This is a genomic window from Krasilnikovia sp. MM14-A1259, assembly GCF_047159535.1.
Lineage (GTDB): Bacteria > Actinomycetota > Actinomycetes > Mycobacteriales > Micromonosporaceae > Actinoplanes.
The window spans coordinates 1,652,471-1,671,910 of record NZ_BAAGAJ010000002.1 but is presented as its reverse complement, the minus strand read 5'-3'; the positions used below and the strand labels follow the sequence as shown (position 1 = coordinate 1,671,910).

General features: G+C 72.4%; 17 protein-coding genes. 12 read left to right on the top strand and 5 right to left on the bottom strand.

Annotated features, from left to right (window positions below; genetic code table 11):
- Positions 1 to 96 precede the first annotated feature (96 nt).
- Entirely contained in the window at positions 97 to 1,038 is a 942-nt protein-coding gene (locus tag ACMCNK_RS07205) for an exopolyphosphatase (RefSeq protein ID WP_412735601.1), read from the top strand.
- 175 nt (positions 1,039 to 1,213) lie between these two features.
- Here ACMCNK_RS07205 and ACMCNK_RS07200 read toward each other — a convergent pair whose 3' ends face one another.
- Positions 1,214 to 2,215 carry a DUF1775 domain-containing protein gene (locus ACMCNK_RS07200; RefSeq protein ID WP_412735600.1) on the bottom strand — a complete coding sequence of 334 codons (1,002 nt, stop codon included), beginning with the start codon at positions 2,213 to 2,215 and terminating at the stop codon, positions 1,214 to 1,216.
- A 79-nt stretch (positions 2,216 to 2,294) separates the two neighbouring features.
- Here ACMCNK_RS07200 and ACMCNK_RS07195 point away from each other — a divergent pair, with 79 nt between their 5' ends.
- Both ACMCNK_RS07195 and ACMCNK_RS07190 read left to right on the top strand, forming a co-directional pair.
- A complete protein-coding gene (locus ACMCNK_RS07195; RefSeq protein WP_412735599.1) occupies positions 2,295 to 2,501 on the top strand; it encodes an RNA-binding S4 domain-containing protein in 207 nt (68 codons plus the stop codon).
- Positions 2,502 to 2,551: 50 nt separating this feature from the next.
- Complete coding sequence (locus ACMCNK_RS07190; protein WP_412735598.1) at positions 2,552 to 3,445, top strand: hypothetical protein; 894 nt, start codon at positions 2,552 to 2,554, stop codon at positions 3,443 to 3,445.
- A 129-nt stretch (positions 3,446 to 3,574) separates the two neighbouring features.
- On the opposite strand, the gene ACMCNK_RS07185 is transcribed toward ACMCNK_RS07190, so the two are convergent.
- Entirely contained in the window at positions 3,575 to 3,943 is a 369-nt protein-coding gene (locus tag ACMCNK_RS07185) for an FKBP-type peptidyl-prolyl cis-trans isomerase (protein WP_412735597.1), read from the bottom strand.
- Between the two features lie 188 nt (positions 3,944 to 4,131).
- Between ACMCNK_RS07185 and ACMCNK_RS07180 the strand changes: the two genes are divergently transcribed.
- The 4 genes from ACMCNK_RS07180 (at position 4,132) to ACMCNK_RS07165 (ending at position 7,289) form a co-directional block, all read left to right on the top strand.
- Positions 4,132 to 5,109 carry a lytic polysaccharide monooxygenase gene (locus tag ACMCNK_RS07180; protein ID WP_412735596.1) on the top strand — a complete coding sequence of 326 codons (978 nt, stop codon included), beginning with the start codon at positions 4,132 to 4,134 and terminating at the stop codon, positions 5,107 to 5,109.
- Positions 5,110 to 5,222: 113 nt separating this feature from the next.
- Complete coding sequence (locus tag ACMCNK_RS07175; protein WP_412735595.1) at positions 5,223 to 5,504, top strand: hypothetical protein; 282 nt, start codon at positions 5,223 to 5,225, stop codon at positions 5,502 to 5,504.
- 46 nt (positions 5,505 to 5,550) lie between these two features.
- On the top strand, positions 5,551 to 6,945 hold the full coding sequence (locus ACMCNK_RS07170) for a DUF4331 domain-containing protein (protein WP_412735594.1): 1,395 nt from the start codon (positions 5,551 to 5,553) through the stop codon (positions 6,943 to 6,945).
- A complete protein-coding gene (locus tag ACMCNK_RS07165; RefSeq protein WP_412735593.1) occupies positions 6,942 to 7,289 on the top strand; it encodes a phospholipase in 348 nt (115 codons plus the stop codon). Before ACMCNK_RS07170 ends, ACMCNK_RS07165 begins: the two co-directional genes overlap by 4 nt.
- Before the next feature lie 135 nt (positions 7,290 to 7,424).
- Here the strand turns inward: ACMCNK_RS07165 and glgC are convergent, their stop codons facing one another.
- Positions 7,425 to 8,657 (bottom strand): glucose-1-phosphate adenylyltransferase, encoded by a 1,233-nt coding sequence (gene glgC / locus ACMCNK_RS07160; RefSeq protein ID WP_412735592.1) that lies wholly within the window; start codon positions 8,655 to 8,657, stop codon positions 7,425 to 7,427.
- A 59-nt stretch (positions 8,658 to 8,716) separates the two neighbouring features.
- Here glgC and glgA point away from each other — a divergent pair, with 59 nt between their 5' ends.
- Both glgA and ACMCNK_RS07150 read left to right on the top strand, forming a co-directional pair.
- Positions 8,717 to 9,928 carry a glycogen synthase gene (gene glgA, locus ACMCNK_RS07155; RefSeq protein WP_412735591.1) on the top strand — a complete coding sequence of 404 codons (1,212 nt, stop codon included), beginning with the start codon at positions 8,717 to 8,719 and terminating at the stop codon, positions 9,926 to 9,928.
- Between the two features lie 150 nt (positions 9,929 to 10,078).
- Entirely contained in the window at positions 10,079 to 11,689 is a 1,611-nt protein-coding gene (locus ACMCNK_RS07150) for a methyl-accepting chemotaxis protein (RefSeq protein ID WP_412735590.1), read from the top strand.
- Between the two features lie 21 nt (positions 11,690 to 11,710).
- Here ACMCNK_RS07150 and ACMCNK_RS07145 read toward each other — a convergent pair whose 3' ends face one another.
- Positions 11,711 to 12,628: an NAD(P)/FAD-dependent oxidoreductase gene (locus tag ACMCNK_RS07145; protein ID WP_412740774.1), complete on the bottom strand. Its 918-nt coding sequence runs from the start codon at positions 12,626 to 12,628 to the stop codon at positions 11,711 to 11,713.
- An 87-nt stretch (positions 12,629 to 12,715) separates the two neighbouring features.
- Here ACMCNK_RS07145 and ACMCNK_RS07140 point away from each other — a divergent pair, with 87 nt between their 5' ends.
- Positions 12,716 to 14,269, top strand: coding sequence for a glycoside hydrolase family 10 protein (locus ACMCNK_RS07140; protein WP_412740773.1), 1,554 nt, complete (start codon positions 12,716 to 12,718; stop codon positions 14,267 to 14,269).
- Here ACMCNK_RS07140 and ACMCNK_RS07135 read toward each other — a convergent pair.
- Positions 14,259 to 15,893, bottom strand: a complete 1,635-nt coding sequence (locus ACMCNK_RS07135; RefSeq protein WP_412735589.1) for an ABC-F family ATP-binding cassette domain-containing protein — start codon at positions 15,891 to 15,893, stop codon at positions 14,259 to 14,261. The two genes, ACMCNK_RS07140 and ACMCNK_RS07135, sit on opposite strands and share 11 nt — an antisense overlap.
- Positions 15,894 to 15,976: 83 nt before the next feature.
- Between ACMCNK_RS07135 and ACMCNK_RS07130 the strand changes: the two genes are divergently transcribed.
- Together ACMCNK_RS07130 and ACMCNK_RS07125 are read left to right on the top strand one after the other, a co-directional pair.
- Positions 15,977 to 17,386, top strand: a complete 1,410-nt coding sequence (locus ACMCNK_RS07130) for a sigma 54-interacting transcriptional regulator (RefSeq protein WP_412740772.1) — start codon at positions 15,977 to 15,979, stop codon at positions 17,384 to 17,386.
- A gap of 1 nt (position 17,387) precedes the next feature.
- Positions 17,388 to 19,352 carry a hypothetical protein gene (locus ACMCNK_RS07125; protein ID WP_412735588.1) on the top strand — a complete coding sequence of 655 codons (1,965 nt, stop codon included), beginning with the start codon at positions 17,388 to 17,390 and terminating at the stop codon, positions 19,350 to 19,352.
- Positions 19,353 to 19,440: the final 88 nt, after the last annotated feature.

Sequence of the window (19,440 nt, the reverse complement as noted above, 5' to 3'; positions counted from 1 at the left end):
TCCCCCGGTTCAGGTCCGTAGGTCGATGCCTTGGGTGAAATCCCGCGAAAGTGGCAAACTGGGGTGGACCGGCATGGCGACAGGGAGGGAACTCGCGTGAAGTACCGGCTCGTGACCCGCAGTGACTTCGACGGCCTGGTCTGCGCCGTGCTGCTCAAGTTCATGGACGTCATCGACATCGACGACATCAAGTTCGTGCACCCCAAGGACGTCCAGGACGGCACGGTCGAGATCACCGACCGCGACATCCTGACCAACCTTCCGTACGCCCCGGGCGCGCACCTGGTCTTCGACCACCACCACTCCGAGACGCTGCGCAATCCCGGCGAGCGGTCGAACCACATCATCAACCCGGATGCGCCGTCCGCCGCCCGGGTCGTCTTCGAGTACTACGGGGGCGCCGAACGCTTCCCGGAGGTACCCCAGGACCTGATGCGCGCGGTCGACCAGGCCGACTCGGCCCAGTACTCGATCGAGGACATCCTCAACCCCGACGGCTGGACGCTGCTCAACTTCATCATGGACAGCCGTACCGGCCTGGGCCGCTTCCGGGAGTTCCGGGTCGCCAACTTCGACCTGATGGCCACGCTCATCGACGCCTGCATCCAGATGGACATCTCCGAGATCCTCAAGATGCCGGACGTGGCGGAACGCGTCGACATGTACCGCGACTCCTCCGCGATGTTCGTCGAGCAGCTCAAGAGCGTCTGCAAGATGGACGGCGACGTCGTCATCGTGGACCTGCGCAACGAGGAGACCATCTACGCGGGCAACCGCTTCATGGTGTACGCACTGTTCCCGGAAGCCCGGGTGTCGGTGCACATCATCTGGGGCTTCAAGCAGCAGAACACGGTGTTCGCCTGCGGTAAGTCGATCCTCGACCGCACCTCACCGGTCGACATCGGCGCGGTCATGCTCAAGTACGGCGGCGGCGGTCACCAGGCCGCGGGCACCTGCCAGGTCCCGCACGCGGATGCCGCGCGGGTCCAGCGCGAGATCATCCAGGCGCTGCGCACCCCGCGTACGGTCAGCGTCTGAAAAGCCCGGCGGGGCCGTCAGCGTCGGAAAAGCCCGGCGGGGCGGGAAGGTCGTCCTTCCCGCCCCGCGCGCCGCGAGTCGTGGGCCGTGCCCTGAGGCCCCACCCGCTCGTCGTGTTCCGCGCCCCACGCGCATCATCACGACCACCCGCGCCCACCTGCGCGGGGAGTTTCTGTCACGGACCGTCCCGGTAGCTCCACCCGGTCACCCGGGCGCGGCTCGCGCCCGCACCGACCGGCTCGTCCGCGGGCTTCTTCCCGTCCGCTTCCGTCCCGTCCGGGGCGTCGCCGGCCTCCGCGCCGCTCGCGTCGTCCGCCGGGCCGTCCTTCTCCGGCGCGTCCGCCATCGGGCCGTCAGCCTTCGAGGTCTTCGCCTTCGGGGTCTTCGCCTTCGGGGCGGCCGTGTCGCCGGCCGGTCGCTCGTCCACGGCGTCCTCGCCCGCGGAGCGTCGCCGGGAGCGCCGTAGCGCCAGCACCGCGCCCGCCGCGGCCAGCACGGCCACGACCCAGCCCGCGACCGACCAGAAGCCCGGCCCCTGATCGGCCTCGCTCACGATCTTGGCGAACTCCGCGTCCTCGGCAGCCGACGAACCGCCGGGGGAGTCCTGCCCGGTGCCGTCCTGGGTGGTGCCGCCGTGTCCGGCATGCGCCGCGGGCGCCTGCCCGGGCGCCGCCGGGGTCAGGGTCAGCGCGGCCGACATGGCCGGGACCTGACTGCCGTCCGCGTACGTGGCCTGCACCGTGAACCGCATCGAACTCAGCGTCGGCAGCGGGCCCAGCGCTACGGGCAGGTCGGCGGACTTGCCCGGCGCGATCGACTTGCCGCCGGCCGCGATCCAGGTGATCGCCGCCGCGGTCTCGTCCACCGGGGTGCCGCCGTGGATCGTCTCCAACGGCGTGTCCAGGTGCCGCGGGTCGATCCGCGGTGCCCAGTCGTCCACCGACAGCGGATACACCTCGGCGATCGGGGAGTCCGCCGGAAGCACCAGCCGCACCGTCGTGATCGGGGCGCTGCCCGGGTTGGTGACGTGGAACGTCAGGTTCTGGCCACTGCCCTGCGGGACGCTGCCCGGACTCACCGTCACATCGGCGGACGCGGGAGCGGCCGCGCACAGCACGCCCGCCGCGGCGGCGGCCGCGAGGACGCCGGCCCGGCGAGTGTCGAGGAGTCGGCTCACACCCGGTAGTTCGCATCCGGCGCCGGAATGGTTCAACCGGCCGACGGAAGTTTTTGCCCGCTGCGGCAAGATGAACGCCATGCACGACGTGGAGATCGACGGGGACATGATCAGGCTGGGCCAGTTCCTCAAGCTCGCGGACCTCGTCGACACCGGTGGCGAGGGGAAGATACTCATCGCCTCCGGCGACGTCACGGTCAACGGCGAGGTCGACACGCGCCGCGGCCGTCAGCTCCACCGCGGGGACGTGGTCCGCGTCCAGGGCCGCTCGGCACGGGTGTCGTGAAGTTGTCGATGCGAGGGAACCGGCGGGTGGCTGGCGGCGTCGTACCCGGCATGACCAGACTCCGCGGCACATGGACGGCCGCCGCTGTGACCCTTCTCCTGCTCAGCGCCTGCGCCCGCACCACCGCGAGCGGGGCGGTCGGCGACGCCGCCGCGCCCGCCGCGTCGAGCAACCCCCCGGCCAAGCCCGGCGACGCGCTCGTGCTGCGCGTCGAGCACTACGGGGGCTTCGTCGGCACCAACCTCCGGGCCGGCCGGATCCCGGACGTCAGTGTGTACGCCGACGGCCGGATCATCACCCAGGGCCCGCAGATCGCCGTCTACCCGGGCCCGGCACTGCCCAACCTGGTGGTGCTGCAGACCACGCCGGAGCGAGTCACCGAACTGACCCGCAAGGCACTGGACGCCGGGGTGCGCACCGGCGGCGAGCTCGGCCGTCCCGGGGTGGCCGACGCCACCACCACCCGGATCACGATGGCGACCGGCGACGCGAAGTACGCGGTCGACGCGTACGCGCTCGGCGAGGCCCAGTCACAGGACCCGGCGCTGACCCCGGAGCAGAACGCCGCCCGCAGCAAGCTGGCGGCGTTCGTCAAGGAGCTGACCCAGTTGCCGACGGCCACGGGCATGCCCCAGGCGCAGCACTACGCGGCGTCCAGCATCGCGGTGCTGGCCAGCCCGTTCGTCAAACCCGGCAACGACCTGCCCCAGCAGCCCGGCCCGCAGGCGTGGCCCGGCCCCGCGTTGCCCGGCGACTACCTGAACGAAGGCGTGAAGCAGGGCTGCATCACCGTGACCGGGGCAGAGGCGCAGACCGTGCTCACCGCCGCGCAGAAGGCCAACACGAACACCCCGTGGGTCTCCGGCGAACAGCAGTGGCGGGTCACGTTCCGGCCGCTGCTGCCGGACGAGACCGGATGCAACGCCCTGCGGACGCGCCAGTGACCCCGATCGGGGAACCAGCCGACCTGGGCGCGGCCGCGCATCACCCGCAGCCCGCCGAGGAGGCCGTGAACGCAGTCGGGCCGGGGCAGGCACCGCCCGCCCCGGCCCGTCCGGTCTGCCGCCCCGGATTCAGCGCACGCCGAGCAGATCCACCACGAAGATGAGCGTCTCGTTCGGCTTGATCACGCCACCGGCGCCACGGGAGCCGTACCCCAGGTGCGGGGGGATCGTCAGCTTGCGGCGACCCCCGACGCGCATGCCGGCCACGCCCTGGTCCCAGCCGGCGATGACCTGCCCGCCGCCCAGGCCGAACTCGAACGGCTCCCCGCGGTTGTACGACGCGTCGAACTCCTTGCCCGACGAGAAGGACACGCCCACGTAGTGCACGCTGACGACCTGACCGGGCGTGGCCTCCGGGCCTTCGCCCACCGTCAGGTCCTCGACCTGCAGCGCGGCGGGCGGCTCGCCCTCGATGGGACCGACGTCGGGCTTGTCCATGTGTTTCTCCTTGTGTCGCGTTACCGGGTCACATGCAATCACATCGGCGCCGCCCGGACGGACATCGACTCACGGTAGTGAACGACTGACGGCCGATCTTCGTAGTCTTCGCCGTGAGGCCCCGTGCGGCCTCCGAGCCCGCGGGGGCCGATGCGGCCTCCGAGCCGCCGCGCCCGAGGAGAATCCCCATGACGCACCGCATCGCCGCGCAGCCTCGCCCGGCCGGTCCGCAGGCGCGCCGCCTCGCTGCGGTCGCCGCCGCGGGCGCTCTCACCGCCGCCGCGGGACTGCTGCCTGCCGCACCCGCGTTGGCGCACGGCGCCCCTACCCTGCCGCTGAGCCGTACCGCCGCGTGCGCGTCCGGCGGCACGGACACCGGGGCAGCGGCCTGCCGGGCGGCCTTGGCGGCCAACGGCCGGCCGTTCGGCACGTTCGACAACCTGCGGGTGCCCGGGGTCAATGGCAAAGACCGCCAGTTCGTCCCGGACGGCCAGTTGTGCAGCGGGGGACTGCCCGAGTTCAAGGGCCTCGACCTGGCACGCGCGGACTGGCCCGCCACCAAGCTGAGCGCGGGCGGCGACCTGACCATCAAGTACCGCACCACGATTCCGCACCAGGGGTCGTTCCGGGTCTACCTCACCAAGCCCGGGTACGACCCGAGCAAGCCGCTGCGCTGGTCGGATCTCGGTGCCAAGCCGATCCTGACCGCGGACAACCCGCCGGTGCGTGACGGGGCGTACCGGATGAGCGGGCGGCTGCCGGACGACCGGACCGGGCGGCACGTGTTGTTCACGATCTGGCAGACCACCAGCACGCCGGACACCTACTACTCCTGCTCGGACCTTGTCCTGACCGGGGGGCCGACGGCGGCCGCCGCGGCGCCCCGCTCGTCGGGCGCCTCGGCTCCCGCGTCGCACCCCGCCACAACGCACCCGCCGGTCTCGCGGTCACCGCAGCCGGGGGTGGCCACCGGTCCCGCCGACCACGGCGCGGCGGCCGAGGCCGACGGGCAGCGCGGGGTGTCATTGAGCCCGGTGAGCGACGAGGACAACAGCACACTCGGCCGTCGGCTCGTCGCGGCCGCACTGATCGCGCTGGTCGGCATCACCGCCATCGCCGGCTTTCGGCGAATCCGGGCCCAGCGCAGGTCGCGCGAAAAGCGTTGAACCACTTCCGGGTCTTGCGCCGTACTGATGGGCGTCGACGACGTTTGTCCGGGCATCACAGACCCTCGCTCTCGGGTGGCACCGCCGCCCGAGAGCTTTCCGAAAGGCCGAGCATGAGTCGTGTCCAGTACGGCAGCCGGGCGGTTTCCCGCCTGTCGCGTCGCAAGGTCCTTACCATCGCCGCCACGGTCGGGGTCGGCGCCGCCGGCGCGAGTGTCGCCGGGCTGAGCCTGGCCGGGACGAATTCCTCCGCGAAGAACGACGGCGAGCCGCTGGTGCTCTCGTTGCGTGACGCCCAGAAGGGCACGTTCGACCTCTTCTCCGGCGGCTCCAGGGTCACCATCACCGACCAGAAGCTCTGCGCGCAGCTGCTCAAGGCCGCCAAGCGCGGCTGATCGCCGCCCCCTCGCCCCTCAACCCCCATTCCCCGAAGGACGACGCATGTCTTCGCACCGTGAAGCGCCGGAGATCAGCAAGGACCCGGTAGCGGACAGCTCCGACCTGTACGCGTTCGTGAGCCCGGACCACCCGGACACCGTCACCATCATCGCGAACTACGTGCCGCTGCAGCTCCCGGCCAGCGGCCCGAACTTCTTCGAGTTCGGCGACGACGTGCTGTACGAAATCCACGTCGACTCCAACGGCGACGGCCGGCCCGATCTGACCTACCAGTTCCGGTTCCACACCGAGCTGCGCAACAACAACACGTTCCTCTACAACACCGGCCCGATCGAGTCGCTGGACAGTGCGAACTGGAACCGGCGGCAGTTCTACTCGGTCACCAAGGTGGACGCGCACGGCAAGCACGAGGTGCTCGCCCGCAAGCTGCAGTGCCCGCCGTGCAACGTCGGCCCACTGTCCATCCCGGACTACGGCAAGCTCGCCGACGACGCGGTGCACCACCTCAAGAGCGGTGAGAAGGTGTTCGCCGGGCAGCGCGCAGACGCGTTCTTCGTCGACCTCGGCGCCATCTTCGACCTGGGTACGCTGCGGCCGTTCCAGGACAAGCACCTGGTCGGCAAGAAGCTGTTCAACTACGCGGGCAAGGCGGTCAACGCCACCGACGAGCTGAACGTGCACAGCATCGCCGTTCAGGTACCGATGCACATGGTGCGCCGCGACGGCAACAAGAAGGTGCGCGGACGTGACCCGGGCGCGGTCATCGGCGTGTGGACCTCCGCCAGCCGCCGCCAGGTGCAGATCCGCGACGGCCGCAGGGCCGGCGAGGATGTCGAGGTCGGCCCGCAGGTGCAGGTGTCGCGTCTGGGCAACCCGCTGTTCAACGAGGTCATCGTGCCGATGGCGCAGAAGGACCTGTGGAACAGCCTGCCGCCCACCGAGGACAAGCGGTTCGCCAAGTTCGTGGAGAAGCCGGAACTGGCCGGGCTGCTGCCCGTGCTGTACCCGGGCCTGTTCAACAACCTGCAGAAGCTGAACGAGACCGGCCACCCCCGCGCGGACCTTGTGGCGATCCTGCTCACCGGTATCCCGGACGGGCTGATCGACGGGTTCCAGAACAGCACCGGCGCGGTGCAGGCGGACATGCTGCGGCTCAACACCGCCATCCCGCCGGCGAAGGACGAGAACGCGTTCGGCATCGTCGGTGGCGACCTGGCCGGCTTCCCGAACGGCCGGCGCATCGCCGACGACGTGGTGTCCATCTCGATCCGGGCCATCGCGGGCGTCACCGTTCCGCTGGTCGACGAGAAGTTCAAGCCGGACGCCGCGGCCGCCCAGGTGGAGCAGGGGCTGAGCATCAAGGACGTGAGCGCCAAGCTGCTCAAGCGCTTCCCGTACCTGCCCATTCCCTTCGACGGCTTCAACCACCCCAAGTGAGCGCCGGGGCGCACCACCACCACACCCTCGCCCCGTCGGGGCAGGGGACCGTGGTGCTCAACATCGGGGCGGACATCGGGGCGCTGGTCATCCACACCCCGGGCAGCCTGCATGGCCACGAGATCGAGGTCAGCCCGGTCGACGCGCCGGACACCCGTACCCATGCGGCGGTCCGTGCCCGGTACGTCAGCACCGGCGTCCGGTTCAGCGTCGTCATCGACAGCCTGCGCGCCGGTCGGTACGCGATCTGGCGTGACCCGGTGACCCCGCTGGCGGAGGTCGACATCTCCGGTGGCTCGGTCACCGAGTTCGAGTGGCCGCAGGAAGGCGCCGCCGCCGCATAGCCCAGACCGGCCGGGCCCGCCGTGGACTGCGACCCACGGCAGGCCCGGCCGAGCTGTGCGTCGAGCCGGGCAGACGGCTGTGACCGGTTGACGGCTGTGCCCGGCCGGACCCGGCGCGGGCGCGGGCCCGGCCGGTCACAGCTCCACGTGCTGGTTCTTGCCGACCACCACGACGCCACCGTCGGACACGGTGTACAGCTTGCGGTCGCGGTCGAGGTCCACACCGATCTGCGCGCCCTCGGGGATCATCACGTTCTTGTCGATGATCGCGTTGCGGATCACCGCGCGGCGCCCGACCGACACCCCGTCCATCAGCACTGAGCCCTCCACGTGGGCCCACGAGTTGACCCGCACGCTCGGGGAGACGATCGAGCGTTCCACGTACGCGCCGGAGACGACGACGCCCGGGGAGATCATCGACTGGACCGCGCGGCCCTGCCGGTCGTCGTGCGAGTGCACGAACTTGGCGGGTGGCCACGAGCCGTAGTTCGTGAAGATCGGCCAGTCCATGTTGTAGAGGTTGAACACCGGCAGCGTGGCGATCAGGTCCATGTGTGCCTCGTAGAACGAGTCCAGCGTCCCCACGTCGCGCCAGTAGCCGCGGTCGCGGTCGGTGCTGCCGGGCACGTCGTTGTCGCGGAAGTCGTAGACGTTGGCCTCGCCGCGCTCCACCAGCATGGGGATGATGTTGCCGCCCATGTCGTGCTTGCTGTCGGGGTCGCGGGCGTCGGCGGTGACCGCCTCGCACAGGGCCCGGGTGCTGAAGACGTAGTTGCCCATCGACGCGAAGATCTCGTCGGGGGCGTCCGGCAGCCCTTCCACCTTGCGGGGCTTCTCCCGGAACGCGCGGATGCGCCGCCCGTCCTCGGCCACGTCGATGACGCCGAACTGGTCCGACAGCGACTTCGGCTGGCGGATCCCGGCGACGGTGACCGCGGCGCCCGAGGCGATGTGGTCCTTGACCATCTGCTTCGGATCCATCCGGTAGATGTGGTCCGCGCCGAAGACGATCACGTAGTCGGGGCTCTCGTCGTTGATCAGGTTGAGGCTCTGGTAGATCGCGTCCGCGGAGCCGGCGAACCAGCGCGGACCGAGGCGCTGCTGCGCGGGCACCGGCGTGACGTAGTTGCCCAGCAGCGTCGACATTCGCCAGGTCTTGGTGATGTGCAGGTCCAGAGAGTGCGACTTGTACTGGGTCAGCACGACGATCTTGAGATAGCCCGCGTTAGCCAGGTTGGACAGCACAAAGTCGATCATGCGGTAGATCCCGCCGAACGGGACCCCGGGCTTGGCCCGGTCCGCGGTAAGCGGCATCAGGCGCTTTCCTTCGCCGCCTGCCAGAACGATAGCGAGGACCTTGACACCCATGCAGCGACGCTAACTTTCCTCGTGCCCGAACACCAGCCAAAGCAGCTATTCTGCGTCTCGTGACCGACTCGGGTGCCTTGCGCGTGGATCTGCTGACCCGGGAGTACCCGCCGGAGGTGTACGGCGGCGCCGGCGTGCACGTGGAGTATCTGGCCCGCGATCTGCGCCCCCTCGCCGACGTCCGGGTGCACTGCTTCGGCGCCAAACGCGACGAGCCCGGCGTCACCGCGTACCCGGAGCCGGAGCAGTTGCGTGACGCCAACGCCGCGCTGCGCACGATGGGCGTCGACCTGGCGATGACCGCCGGCTGCGCCGGTACGGACATCGTGCACAGCCACACCTGGTATGCGAACTTCGCCGGCCACCTCGCCAAGCTGCTGTACGGCGTCCCGCACGTGCTGACCACGCACAGCCTGGAGCCGCTGCGGCCGTGGAAGGCCGAGCAGCTCGGCGGCGGGTACGCCCTGTCGTCGTACTGCGAGCGCACCGCCGTCGAGGGCGCCGACGCGATCATCGCGGTCTCCGCCGGCATGAAACGCGACGTGCTCGCCGCGTACCCGGGGGTCGACGGGGACAAGATCCAGGTGGTCCACAACGGCATCGACACCGAGCAGTACCGGCCCGACCGCGGCACCGACGTCATCGAGCGGCTCGGCATCGACCCGGCCCGGCCCGGTGTGGTCTTCGTCGGCCGGATCACCCGGCAGAAGGGCCTGCCGTACCTGATGCGGGCCTGCCGCGACCTGCCGCCGCAGGCGCAGATCGTGCTGCTCGCCGGGGCCCCGGACACTCCGGAGATCGCCGCCGAGGTGGAGGAGCTGGCCGCCGCGCTGCGCGCCGCCCGCGACCCGCGCGGGGTGATCTGGGTGCAGGAGATGCTGCCCAAGCACGAGGTCGTGCAGGTCCTCACACACGGCACGGTCTTCGTCTGCCCCTCGGTGTACGAACCCATGGGCATCGTCAACCTCGAAGCGATGGCGTGCGAGACCGCGGTGGTGGCCACCGCTACCGGCGGCATCCCCGAGGTCGTCGCGGACGGCGAGACCGGCCTGCTGGTCCCCATCGAACAGGTGGCCGACGGCACCGGCACACCGGTCGACCCGGACCGCTTCGTCGCCGACCTCGCCGCCGCGCTCACCACGCTGGTCGAGGACCCGGACCGGGCCCGCCGGATGGGGCTCGCGGGGCGGCGCCGGGCGGTCGAGACGTTCTCGTGGGCGAGCATCGCCGAGGACACCATGCGGGTGTACCGGTCCGTGCTGAGCCGCTGAGGGCGGCCGCCCCGCGGGCCCGGGGCAGCGCGGGTGAGCCGTCCCCGGATAGCCCAAATAGTGCATTCCGGGCCCGTCGGCACCCCGCCGGGCCGCATACTGCCGATGTCACATCCGGCGATGCCACATCGGCAGGTATGCGAGGTCCCCATGGCTCGTGCCGCTTCGGGCAGCCGCCGGTCCGGTTCTCCGCTGCGGTGGTTCGCCGACCTGCGCGTCGCCGGCAAGGTGCTGACCGCCGTGGCCGTCCCCATCGTCGGGATGCTCGCCGTGGGCGTGGTCAGCCTGATCGGCATCAACCAGATGAAGAACACCCGGTCCGATGAGGTCGGCCGCGAGGTGCCGTACATCTCGAACCTCAACCTGGCCGGGCTGACGGCCGCGGGCGCGGTCACGGACGAACGTACGTTCCTGATCAACGGGGACGACAAGTTCCGCGTCTCCACCCTCAACCGGCAGGGGGCGATCAACAACGCTCTCGCCACCGCCGGCAAGTACGCCGACGAGGACGTGGAGAAGACGGCGATCGCCAACCTGAACGCCGCGACGAACCAGTGGTTCACCGCCATCCGCGCCGAGTTCGACCTGTTCGCCACGGATCCCGTGGGCGCCCGCGCCCTCGCCCTCGGCCCCAATCAGGTGCTGCGCGCGAAGATCTCCGCGATGCTTCTGGCCGAGCTGAAGCGGGCCAACGACGTGCTGGTCACCGGCAAGGACTTCGATGCCTCCGTCACCCGCACCTTCGTGCGTACCGTGGTGGTGCTGGCCGTCGCGCTGATCGCGGCGCTGGCACTGGCGTTCTGGGTCGCCCGCCTGATCGCCGCGCCGCTGCGCCAGGTCAAGGCGGTCCTCGACGCGGTGGCCGACGGCGACCTGACCCGGGAGGCGGACGTCCACCAACGCGACGAACTCGGCGCCATGGCCGCGGCGCTGCGCCGCGCCACCATCAATCTGCGCCACACCATCGCCTCCATCGGCGCACACGCGGGCACCCTCACCAGCGCCTCGGACGAGCTCACCCGGATCAGCGCGGACAGCGCCGGCAGCGCGGAACGCGGCTCCCGGCAGGCCAACCAGGTCGCCGAGGCCGCGGCGGCCATGTCGCAGAACATCCAGACCGTCGCGGCGGGCGCCGAGCAGATGGGCGCCAGCATCCGGGAGATCTCGCACAGCGCGACCGAGGCGGCGTCCGTGGCCGCGCGCGCGGTCGACGTCACCGGCGCCACCAGCGGCGTCATGGCCCGGCTCGGCGAATCGTCCGCCGAGATCGGCAACGTCATCAACGTCATCACCGACATCGCGGAGCAGACCAACCTGCTCGCGCTCAACGCCACCATCGAGGCCGCGCGGGCCGGGGACGCCGGAAAGGGCTTCGCCGTGGTCGCCGGGGAGGTCAAGGACCTGGCGCAGGAGACCGCCCGGGCCACCGAGGACATCAGCCAGCGGATCGCGGCCATCCAGTCCGACACGACCGGCGCGGTGAGCGCGATCGAGGAGATCACCGGGATCATCGGCAGCATCAACGAGTTCCAGACCACCATCGCCTCGGCGGTGGAGGAACAGACCGTCACCACGAACGAGATGACCCGCAACGTCGCCGAAGCGGCCCAGGCGGGAACCCGGGTCGCGGACAGCATCACGGACGTCGCCGACGCGGTGCACGACACCACGGGCGCGTCGACGCAGGCGAACCAGTCGGCGACCCAGCTCGCCGACCTGTCGACCGAGCTGCGGCGGCTGGTGGCCGGGTTCCGGGTCTGATCCTGTGCGGCGTCGCGCAGGTCAGCCGAGGCGGGCTGCCAGCGCGATCCCGGCGGCACGCCCGGACAGCCAGGCCGTCTGCACCCGGGGCCGCCCGAACGCATCACCGGCCAGCGCGATCCCCGCGTCCAGCGCGAACGCGGGCGCGTCCGGCTGCGCCGTGGGCTGGGCGTGGCGCCACCGGCGTACCGCGACCGAGGCCGGCGGGCCGGGCAGGCCGAGCAGATCCCGGACTGCGCGTTCCACCGCGGGCCCGGCGTCCGCGGGCCGGTCCAGGTGCGCCGCGGCGAAGCGGGCATTCGTGTGCGCCACCAGCACGGGGGCACCGTCGCCGTGGCGGTCACCGTCGTCGCACACCGTGGCCAGCACCGGGTGGTCGTTCACGAACGCACCGTGCAGGTCCGGCCACGACCGATCCGGGTACGTCAGCACGACCGCCAGCACCGGCGACCACCGCTGCGCGCGGGCCGCCGCGACCACCGCCGTGTCGGGGTGCGCCTGCAGCAGCGGCAACGCCTGCGGGCCCGGCATCGCCAGCACGACCGCGTCGGCGTGCGGCAGCTCGGTGACCGTGCAGTCCAGCGTCACGTCCAGCCCGGCGGCCAGGTCCTCGGCGAGCGCGCGCAGGCCGCCCGGGGCGGCGTACCGCATCGGGCCGGTGGTGGCCCGCGGCGGCCCGCCCCGGTCGTACGCGAGCAGCGTGTCCGTCCACGGCCGGGCCAGCCCTGCGGCCTGCCACTGCCGCACCTGCGCGACGAACACCGGGTCGTCCGCGGTGAGATACGCGGCCCCGACGTCCGCGGCCCGCCCGGCGACCTCCAGGCCGGCGAGGCGCCCGCCGACGGCCGGCCCGCGCTCCAGCACCCGCACGGCCACCCCGGCCCGGGTCAGCTCCCGCGCGCACGCCAGCCCCGCCACACCCGCACCCACCACGACCACACCCACCCGCGGAACTGTACGACCAGCCGGTCGGAGGACCGCGGCGCGCCGGGCACACTGGGTGGCGTGCCTCGTGTGCCCGCCCGGATGATTGCCGTCGGTGCCGCCCTGGCCGCCGCGCTCGGCGGCGTCGGGGCGGGGCTGATGCGCGCGGCCACCGCGGACCCGCCGGCCCCGGCTGCCACGGCGGTCGGCTCGTGCGCGAGGGTGCCCGTTGCGGCGCCCCGGGACCTGCGGGGCATGTGGCTCACCACGGTCAACAACATCGACTTCCCGAGCCGGCCCGGGCTCAGCGAGGACCGGGTCAAGGCCGAGTACCGCGCCTGGCTGGACCTCGCGGTGGCCCAACGGCACAACGCGATCTTCGTGCACGTACGGCCCAGCGGCGACGCGTTCTGGCCCTCGGCGTACGCGCCGTGGTCGCAGTGGCTGACCGGGCGGCGCGACGGCCGTGGGCCCGGCTGGGATCCGATGGCGTTCATGGTGGCTGAGGCGCACGCCCGCAACCTGCAGTTCCACGCGTGGTTCAACCCGTACCGGGGCAGCCAGCCGGCACCGGCCGGACCCGGGGCGGACCTGGCGAAACTGCCCCCGAACCACCCGCTGCGGCGGCACCCGGACTGGGCGATCGCGTACCCGACGGGGCCGGCCGGGCGTCTCTACTTCGACCCGGGGAACCCGGACGCCCGCCGGTTCGTCGAGGATTCCATGCTGGAGGCGGTCGGCCGGTACGACGTCGACGGGGTGCACTTCGACGACTTCTTCTACCCGTACCCGCAGCGGGGGCAGGACTTCCCGGACGGCGGCAGCTACGCCCGGCGGGCGCGCCCGGGGCAGAGCCGGGCCGACTGGCGACGGGAGAACGTGGACACCCTGGTACGGGAGATGAGCGAACGCATCCGGGCGCTCAAGCCGTGGGTCCAGTTCGGGATCAGCCCGTTCGGGATCTGGCGCAACGCCGCCACCGACCCGGCCGGGTCGGACACCCACGGGTTGCAGAGCTACGACGAGATCTACGCCGACACCCGCCGGTGGGTGCGCGAGCGCTGGCTGGACTACGTGGTGCCGCAGCTGTACTGGACGATCGGCTTCGACCGCGCCGACTACGCCAAGGTGCTGCCGTGGTGGGCAAAGCTGGTCGAGGGCACCGGGGTGCGGCTCTACATCGGGCAGGCCGACTACCGGGTGGGGGAGAAGGGCCCGTGGCGCGACCCCGCCGAGCTCGACCGCCAGCTCACCCTCGCCGCCCGGTACGGCGCCGACGGCAGCGTCCACTTCAGCGCGACGCAGGTCCGGGCGAACCGGCTCGGCGCGGTCACCCGCTACCGCGACGCGCACTACCAGACGCCCGCTCTCCCGCCGGTGGCGAGCCGCCTGGTGACCGCCGGTCCCGCTGCGCCGCGCCTGATGGCGCACGACTCGCCGGGCTTCGACTGGGGGCCCGGCACCGGTCCGGCCCCGGCCGGATGGGTCCTGTACCGGGTGACCGGCGGCACCGCGGCCGTCGCGGCGACCGGCCGCGCGGGGACACCGGTGGCCGACCCGGCGCCGCCCGGCGCCCCGGCGAGCTACTGCCTGACCGCCGTGGACCGGGCCGGCAACGAGGGCGCGCCGTCGAGCGCCGTCGCGTTCACTCCGTGATCTTGCCGTCCGCCACCGAGAACTGCCGGGTGGTGTGCACGGCTGACAGCATTCGCCGGTCGTGGGTGACCAGCAGCAACGTGCCAGGGTAGCTCGCCAGCGCCGACTCCAGCTGCTCGATCGCGGCCAGGTCCAGATGGTTGGTGGGCTCGTCCAGCACCAGCAGGTTCACCCCGCGCGCCTGCAGCAGCGCGAGCGCGGCCCGGGTCCGCTCGCCCGGCGACAGGCTCTCCGCCGGGCGCAGCACGTGCGCGGCCTTGAGGCCGAACTTCGCCAGCAGCGTACGGATGTCCGCATCCTTGAGCTCCGGCACCGCCGCGGAGAACGCGGCCAGCAGCGACGTCTCGCCGAGGAACAGCCCGCGGGCCTGGTCCACCTCGCCCACCACCACGCCCGGGCCGAGCGCGGCCGCGCCCGAGTCCAGCGGGATCCGGCCCAGCAGCGCGGCCAGCAGCGTGGACTTGCCCGAGCCGTTGGCGCCGGTGATCGCCACCCGGTCCGCCCAGTCGATCTGCAGCGTGACCGGCCCGAGCGTGAAGTCACCGCGGCTGAGGACCGCCTCGCGCAGCGTGGCGACCACCGCCCCGGCGCGGGGCGCGGCGGCGATCTCCATCCGCAGCTCCCACTCCTTGCGGGGCTCCTCCACGACCTCCAGGCGCTCGATCAGCTTCTCCGTCTGGCGGGCCTTGGCCGCCTGCTTCGCGCTGGTCTCGCCACGGAAGTGCTTGATGTTCTTGTCGTTGTCCGTGGCCTTGCGGCGCGCGTTGCGCACGCCCTTCTCCATCCACGCGCGCTGGGTGCGGGCCCGCTCCAGCAGGTCCTCCTTGCGCTCGGCGTACTGCTCGAACTCCTCGCGGGCGTGCCGGCGGGCCCGCTCCCGCTCCTGCAGGTACGCCTCGTACCCGCCGCCGTACAGGTTGACCTGGCGCTGGTGCAGGTCCAGTTCCAGCACCGCGGTCGCGGTACGCGCCAGGAACTCGCGGTCGTGGCTGACCAGTACCGCGCCCGCCCGCAGCCCGGTGACGAACTGCTCCAGCCGGGCCAGGCCGTCCAGGTCCAGGTCGTTGGTGGGCTCGTCGAGCAGGAACACGTCGTACCGGCTGAGCAGCAGCGACGCCATCTGGGCGCGGGCCGCCTGGCCGCCGGACAGCGCGGTCATCGGGTGTTCCAGGCTCACCCCGAGCCCCACCTCGGCGGCGACCGCTTCCGCGCGTTCCTCGAAGTCCGCGCCGCCCAGCGACAGCCAGCGCTGCAGCGCGTCGTCGTACCCGTCGTACGCGGCCGCCACCCCCGCCGCCATCGCCTCGGCCGCCGCCTCCATCGCCGCGTGCGCCGGGGCGACCCCGGTGCGCCGGGCCAGGAAGTCGTGGACCGTCTCGCCGGTGCGCCGCTCGCGCTCCTGCGGCAGGTAACCCACGGTTGCCGTGGGCGGGCTCAGCGACACCGAGCCGCCCTCGACCTGCAGCAGCCCGGCCAGCGTACGCAGCAGGGTCGTCTTGCCGGCGCCGTTGACGCCGACCAGCCCGATCACGTCGCCGGGCGCGACCACCAGGTCGAGCCCCGTGAACAGGGTGCGGTCGCCGTGCCCTGCGGCGAGATCCCGGGCGATCATGGTGGCGCTCATCAGGGGGCGATCGTATCCGGGCCCGCGAGGGTCCGGTAACGCCCGGTTCACGAGGTAGCGTTCGTACGGTGACTGCTGCTTCCATGCCGCTCGTCCCAGAACCGCCCACCGACCTGCCGCGCACACTCGGGGAACTGCGCGCCTCCGGTCACGAATTCCGCACCGTCAAGCAGGAGCTGCGCGACAACCTGCTGGCCCGGCTGCGCGCCGGCGCCCCGCGCTTCCCCGGCATCGTCGGCTACGACGACACCGTGCTGCCGGAGGTCGAGCGGGCCCTGCTCGCCGGCCACGACATGGTGCTGCTCGGCGAGCGCGGCCAGGGCAAGACGCGCCTGATCCGCAGCCTGGTCGATCTGCTCGACGAGTGGACCCCGGTGATCGAGGGTTCCGAGCTGCGCGAGCACCCGTACGAGCCGGTGACCCCCGCGGCGCGGCGCCTGGCCGCCGAGATGGGTGACCTGCTGCCGGTCGCGTGGCTGCACCGTTCCGAGCGGTACGGCGAGAAGCTGGCGACCCCGGACACCAGCGTCGGCGACCTGATCGGCGACGTCGACCCGATCAAAGTGGCCGAGGGCCGGGCCCTGGGCGACCCGGAGACCATCCACTTCGGTCTCGTGCCGCGTACCAACCGGGGCATCTTCGCGGTCAACGAGCTGCCCGACCTGGCCGAGCGCATCCAGGTGTCGCTGCTCAACGTGCTGGAGGAACGCGACATCCAGGTGCGCGGCTACCAGCTGCGGCTACCGCTGGACCTGCTGCTGGTGGCCAGCGCCAACCCGGAGGACTACACCAACCGGGGCCGGATCATCACCCCGCTCAAGGACCGGTTCGGCGCGGAGATCCGCACCCACTACCCGCTCGAACTGGAACTGGAGACCGCGCTGATCCGGCAGGAGGCGGCGCTCACCGCGTCCGTGCCGGACCACCTGGTCGACGTGCTGGCCCGGTACACCCGGGCGGTGCGCGAGTCCCCGGCGGTGGATGCCCGTTCCGGGGTGTCGGCGCGGTTCGCGATCGCGGCGGCCGAGACGGTCGCCGCGTCCGCGCTGCGCCGCGCCGGGCTGCGCGGCGAGCGTGAGGCGGTCGCCCGGATCTGCGACGCCGTCTCGGTGACCAGCACCCTGCGCGGCAAGGTCGAGTTCGACAGCGGCGAGGAGGGCCGGGAGACCGAGGTCCTCGCCCACCTGCTGCGGGTCGCCACCGCGGAGACGTTCCGGGCCCGGCTCGCCGGGCTGGACCTGTCCGGCTTCACCGACGTGGTCGCGGACGGCGCGATCATCGAGACCGGCGAGCTGGTCGCCGCGGACGAACTGCTCGCCCAGATCGGTACGGTCCCCGGTCTGGCCAAGGTGCTCGACCGGCTCGGCCTCGGTGACGCCCCCGGCCCGGGGCAGGCCGCCGCGGGGGTCGAGTTCGTCCTGGAGGGCCTGCACCTGAGCCGCCGGCTGGCCAAGGAGCTGACCGACGACGGCCGCACCCTGTACGGGAGCTGAGATGAGCAGCCACCGGTTCCGGTACGGCGCGTGGCGCGACGGCCCGGACCCGCTCGCCCCGCCGTACGACGTACGGGCCGCGGTCGACGAGGTCGGCGAGCGGGTGCTGGCCGGGGAGAGCCTGCGCGACGCGCTGCGCGACCTGGTGCGCCGCGGCCCCCGCGAGGGGCGGGGCCTGGACGATCTGCGGGCCCGCGCCCGCCGGATGCGCCGCGACGCGTTGCGCCGGGGCAACCTCGACGGCGCGGTGACCCGCGCCCAGGCCCTGCTCGACCAGGCCCTGGCCGCCGAACGCGACGAGCTGCGCGGCAGCGACGACGAGTCGGCCCGGTTCCGTGAGGCGGTGCTGGACAACCTGCCCCGCTCCACCGCGCAGGCGGTGCGGGAGCTCGCCGGCTACGACTGGGCCAGCGATGCGGCCCGGGCGACGTACGAGCAGATCCTCGACGGGTTGCGCCGGGAAGTGGTGGAGCAGCGGTTCGCGGGCCTGCGCGACGCGCTGCGCGGCGGCGACCCGGCGGCCGACGCCCGGGTCGCCGACATGCTGCACGACCTCAACGACCTGCTGGACCGCCACAGCCGCGGCGAGGACACGCAGGACGCGTTCGCGGACTTCATGGACAAGCACGGGGAGTTCTTCCCGGACCGGCCGGAGACGGTCGACGAGTTGATCGACTCGCTGGCCCGCCGCGCGGCCGCCGCGGAGCAGCTGCTGCGCTCGCTCACCCCGCAGCAGCGCGACGAGCTGGCCGGACTGATGGAGCAGGCGCTCGGCGACGGCCCGCTGCGCGGGCAGCTCGCCGAGCTGACCGGCCACCTGCAGGCGCTGCGCCCGAACCTGCCGTGGGGGCGCGGTGAGCGGATGCGCGGCGCCGAGGATCTCGGGTACGGCGACGCCACCGCCGCGCTGGGCGACGTGGCCGAGCTGGACGAGTTGCTGGACCAGCTCGGCCAGGAGCACCCCGGTGCCACGCTGGACGACGTCGACGTCGAGGCGGTGGAACGGCGCCTGGGCCGGTCGGCCGCCGACGACGTACGCCGGCTGCGCGAGCTGGAGCGGGAGCTGCGCCGGCAGGGCTGGGTGAGCCGGGACTCCGACGGGCTGACGCTGTCGCCCAAGGCGTTGCGCCGGCTGGGGCGTACCGCCCTGGCCCGGGTGTTCGCCGAGCTGGCCGGGCGGCGCCGCGGCGAGCACGACCTGCGCGACGCGGGGGCGGCCGGGGATCTGGTCGGCTCGTCCCGCCGCTGGCACTACGGCGACGAGCAGCCGATCGACGTGGTCCGCACGATCGGCAACGCGGTGCGCCGCCGGGCTGCCGAGGGTTCGGTCGCCACCCTGCCGGTGCGGCTGCACCCGGAGGATTTCGAGGTGGCCGAGACGGAGCGGCGCGCCTCGGCCGTGGTGGCGCTGTGCGTCGACCTGTCGTACTCGATGTTCGCCGACGGCCGGTGGGGCCCGATGAAGCAGACCGCGCTGGCGCTGTCGCACCTGGTGGCCACGCAGTTCCCGCAGGACTCGCTGCAGATCGTCGGCTTCGGCCGGTACGCGCTGCCGCTGTCCCAGGGCGAGCTGGCCGCGATCGAGCCGGACCTCGTGCAGGGCACGAACCTGCAGCACGCCCTGAAGCTGGCGGGCCGCCACCTGCGCCGCCATCCCGGTTCCGAGCCGGTGGTGCTGGTGGTGACGGACGGTGAGCCGACCGCCCACCTGGACGACGACGGCGAGGCGTTGTTCTCCTGGCCGCCGCTGCCCGACACGGTCCGGGCGACGGTCGAGGAGGTGGACCACCTGACCCGGTACGGCGCCACGCTGAACCTGTTCATGCTGGGCGAGGACCCGTCGTTGCGCCGTTTCGTGGACGCCATCGCCCAGCGCAGCGGCGGCCGGGTGTTCAGTCCCGACATCGCCGAGCTGGGCCGGTACGTGGTCGATGACTACGTCCGGGCGCGCCGCGGACGTCGCTGACCACCAGAGCTAGGGTCCTAGGACGGCTACGCGGTGTGCGCGCCGCAACGGGCGGTGAACCGACAGTTGCGGGCCTGGTTATAGTTGC

Coding starts and splice junctions, on each gene's coding strand:
- ACMCNK_RS07195 (WP_412735599.1), top strand. CDS start 2,295: ATGCACGACGTGGAGATCGACGGGGACATGATCAGGCTGGGCCAGTTC.
- ACMCNK_RS07190 (WP_412735598.1), top strand. CDS start 2,552: ATGACCAGACTCCGCGGCACATGGACGGCCGCCGCTGTGACCCTTCTC.
- ACMCNK_RS07185 (WP_412735597.1), bottom strand. CDS start 3,943: ATGGACAAGCCCGACGTCGGTCCCATCGAGGGCGAGCCGCCCGCCGCG.
- ACMCNK_RS07180 (WP_412735596.1), top strand. CDS start 4,132: ATGACGCACCGCATCGCCGCGCAGCCTCGCCCGGCCGGTCCGCAGGCG.
- ACMCNK_RS07175 (WP_412735595.1), top strand. CDS start 5,223: ATGAGTCGTGTCCAGTACGGCAGCCGGGCGGTTTCCCGCCTGTCGCGT.
- ACMCNK_RS07170 (WP_412735594.1), top strand. CDS start 5,551: ATGTCTTCGCACCGTGAAGCGCCGGAGATCAGCAAGGACCCGGTAGCG.
- glgC (WP_412735592.1), bottom strand. CDS start 8,657: ATGGGTGTCAAGGTCCTCGCTATCGTTCTGGCAGGCGGCGAAGGAAAG.
- ACMCNK_RS07150 (WP_412735590.1), top strand. CDS start 10,079: ATGGCTCGTGCCGCTTCGGGCAGCCGCCGGTCCGGTTCTCCGCTGCGG.
- ACMCNK_RS07140 (WP_412740773.1), top strand. CDS start 12,716: ATGATTGCCGTCGGTGCCGCCCTGGCCGCCGCGCTCGGCGGCGTCGGG.
- ACMCNK_RS07135 (WP_412735589.1), bottom strand. CDS start 15,893: ATGAGCGCCACCATGATCGCCCGGGATCTCGCCGCAGGGCACGGCGAC.
- ACMCNK_RS07130 (WP_412740772.1), top strand. CDS start 15,977: ATGCCGCTCGTCCCAGAACCGCCCACCGACCTGCCGCGCACACTCGGG.
- ACMCNK_RS07125 (WP_412735588.1), top strand. CDS start 17,388: ATGAGCAGCCACCGGTTCCGGTACGGCGCGTGGCGCGACGGCCCGGAC.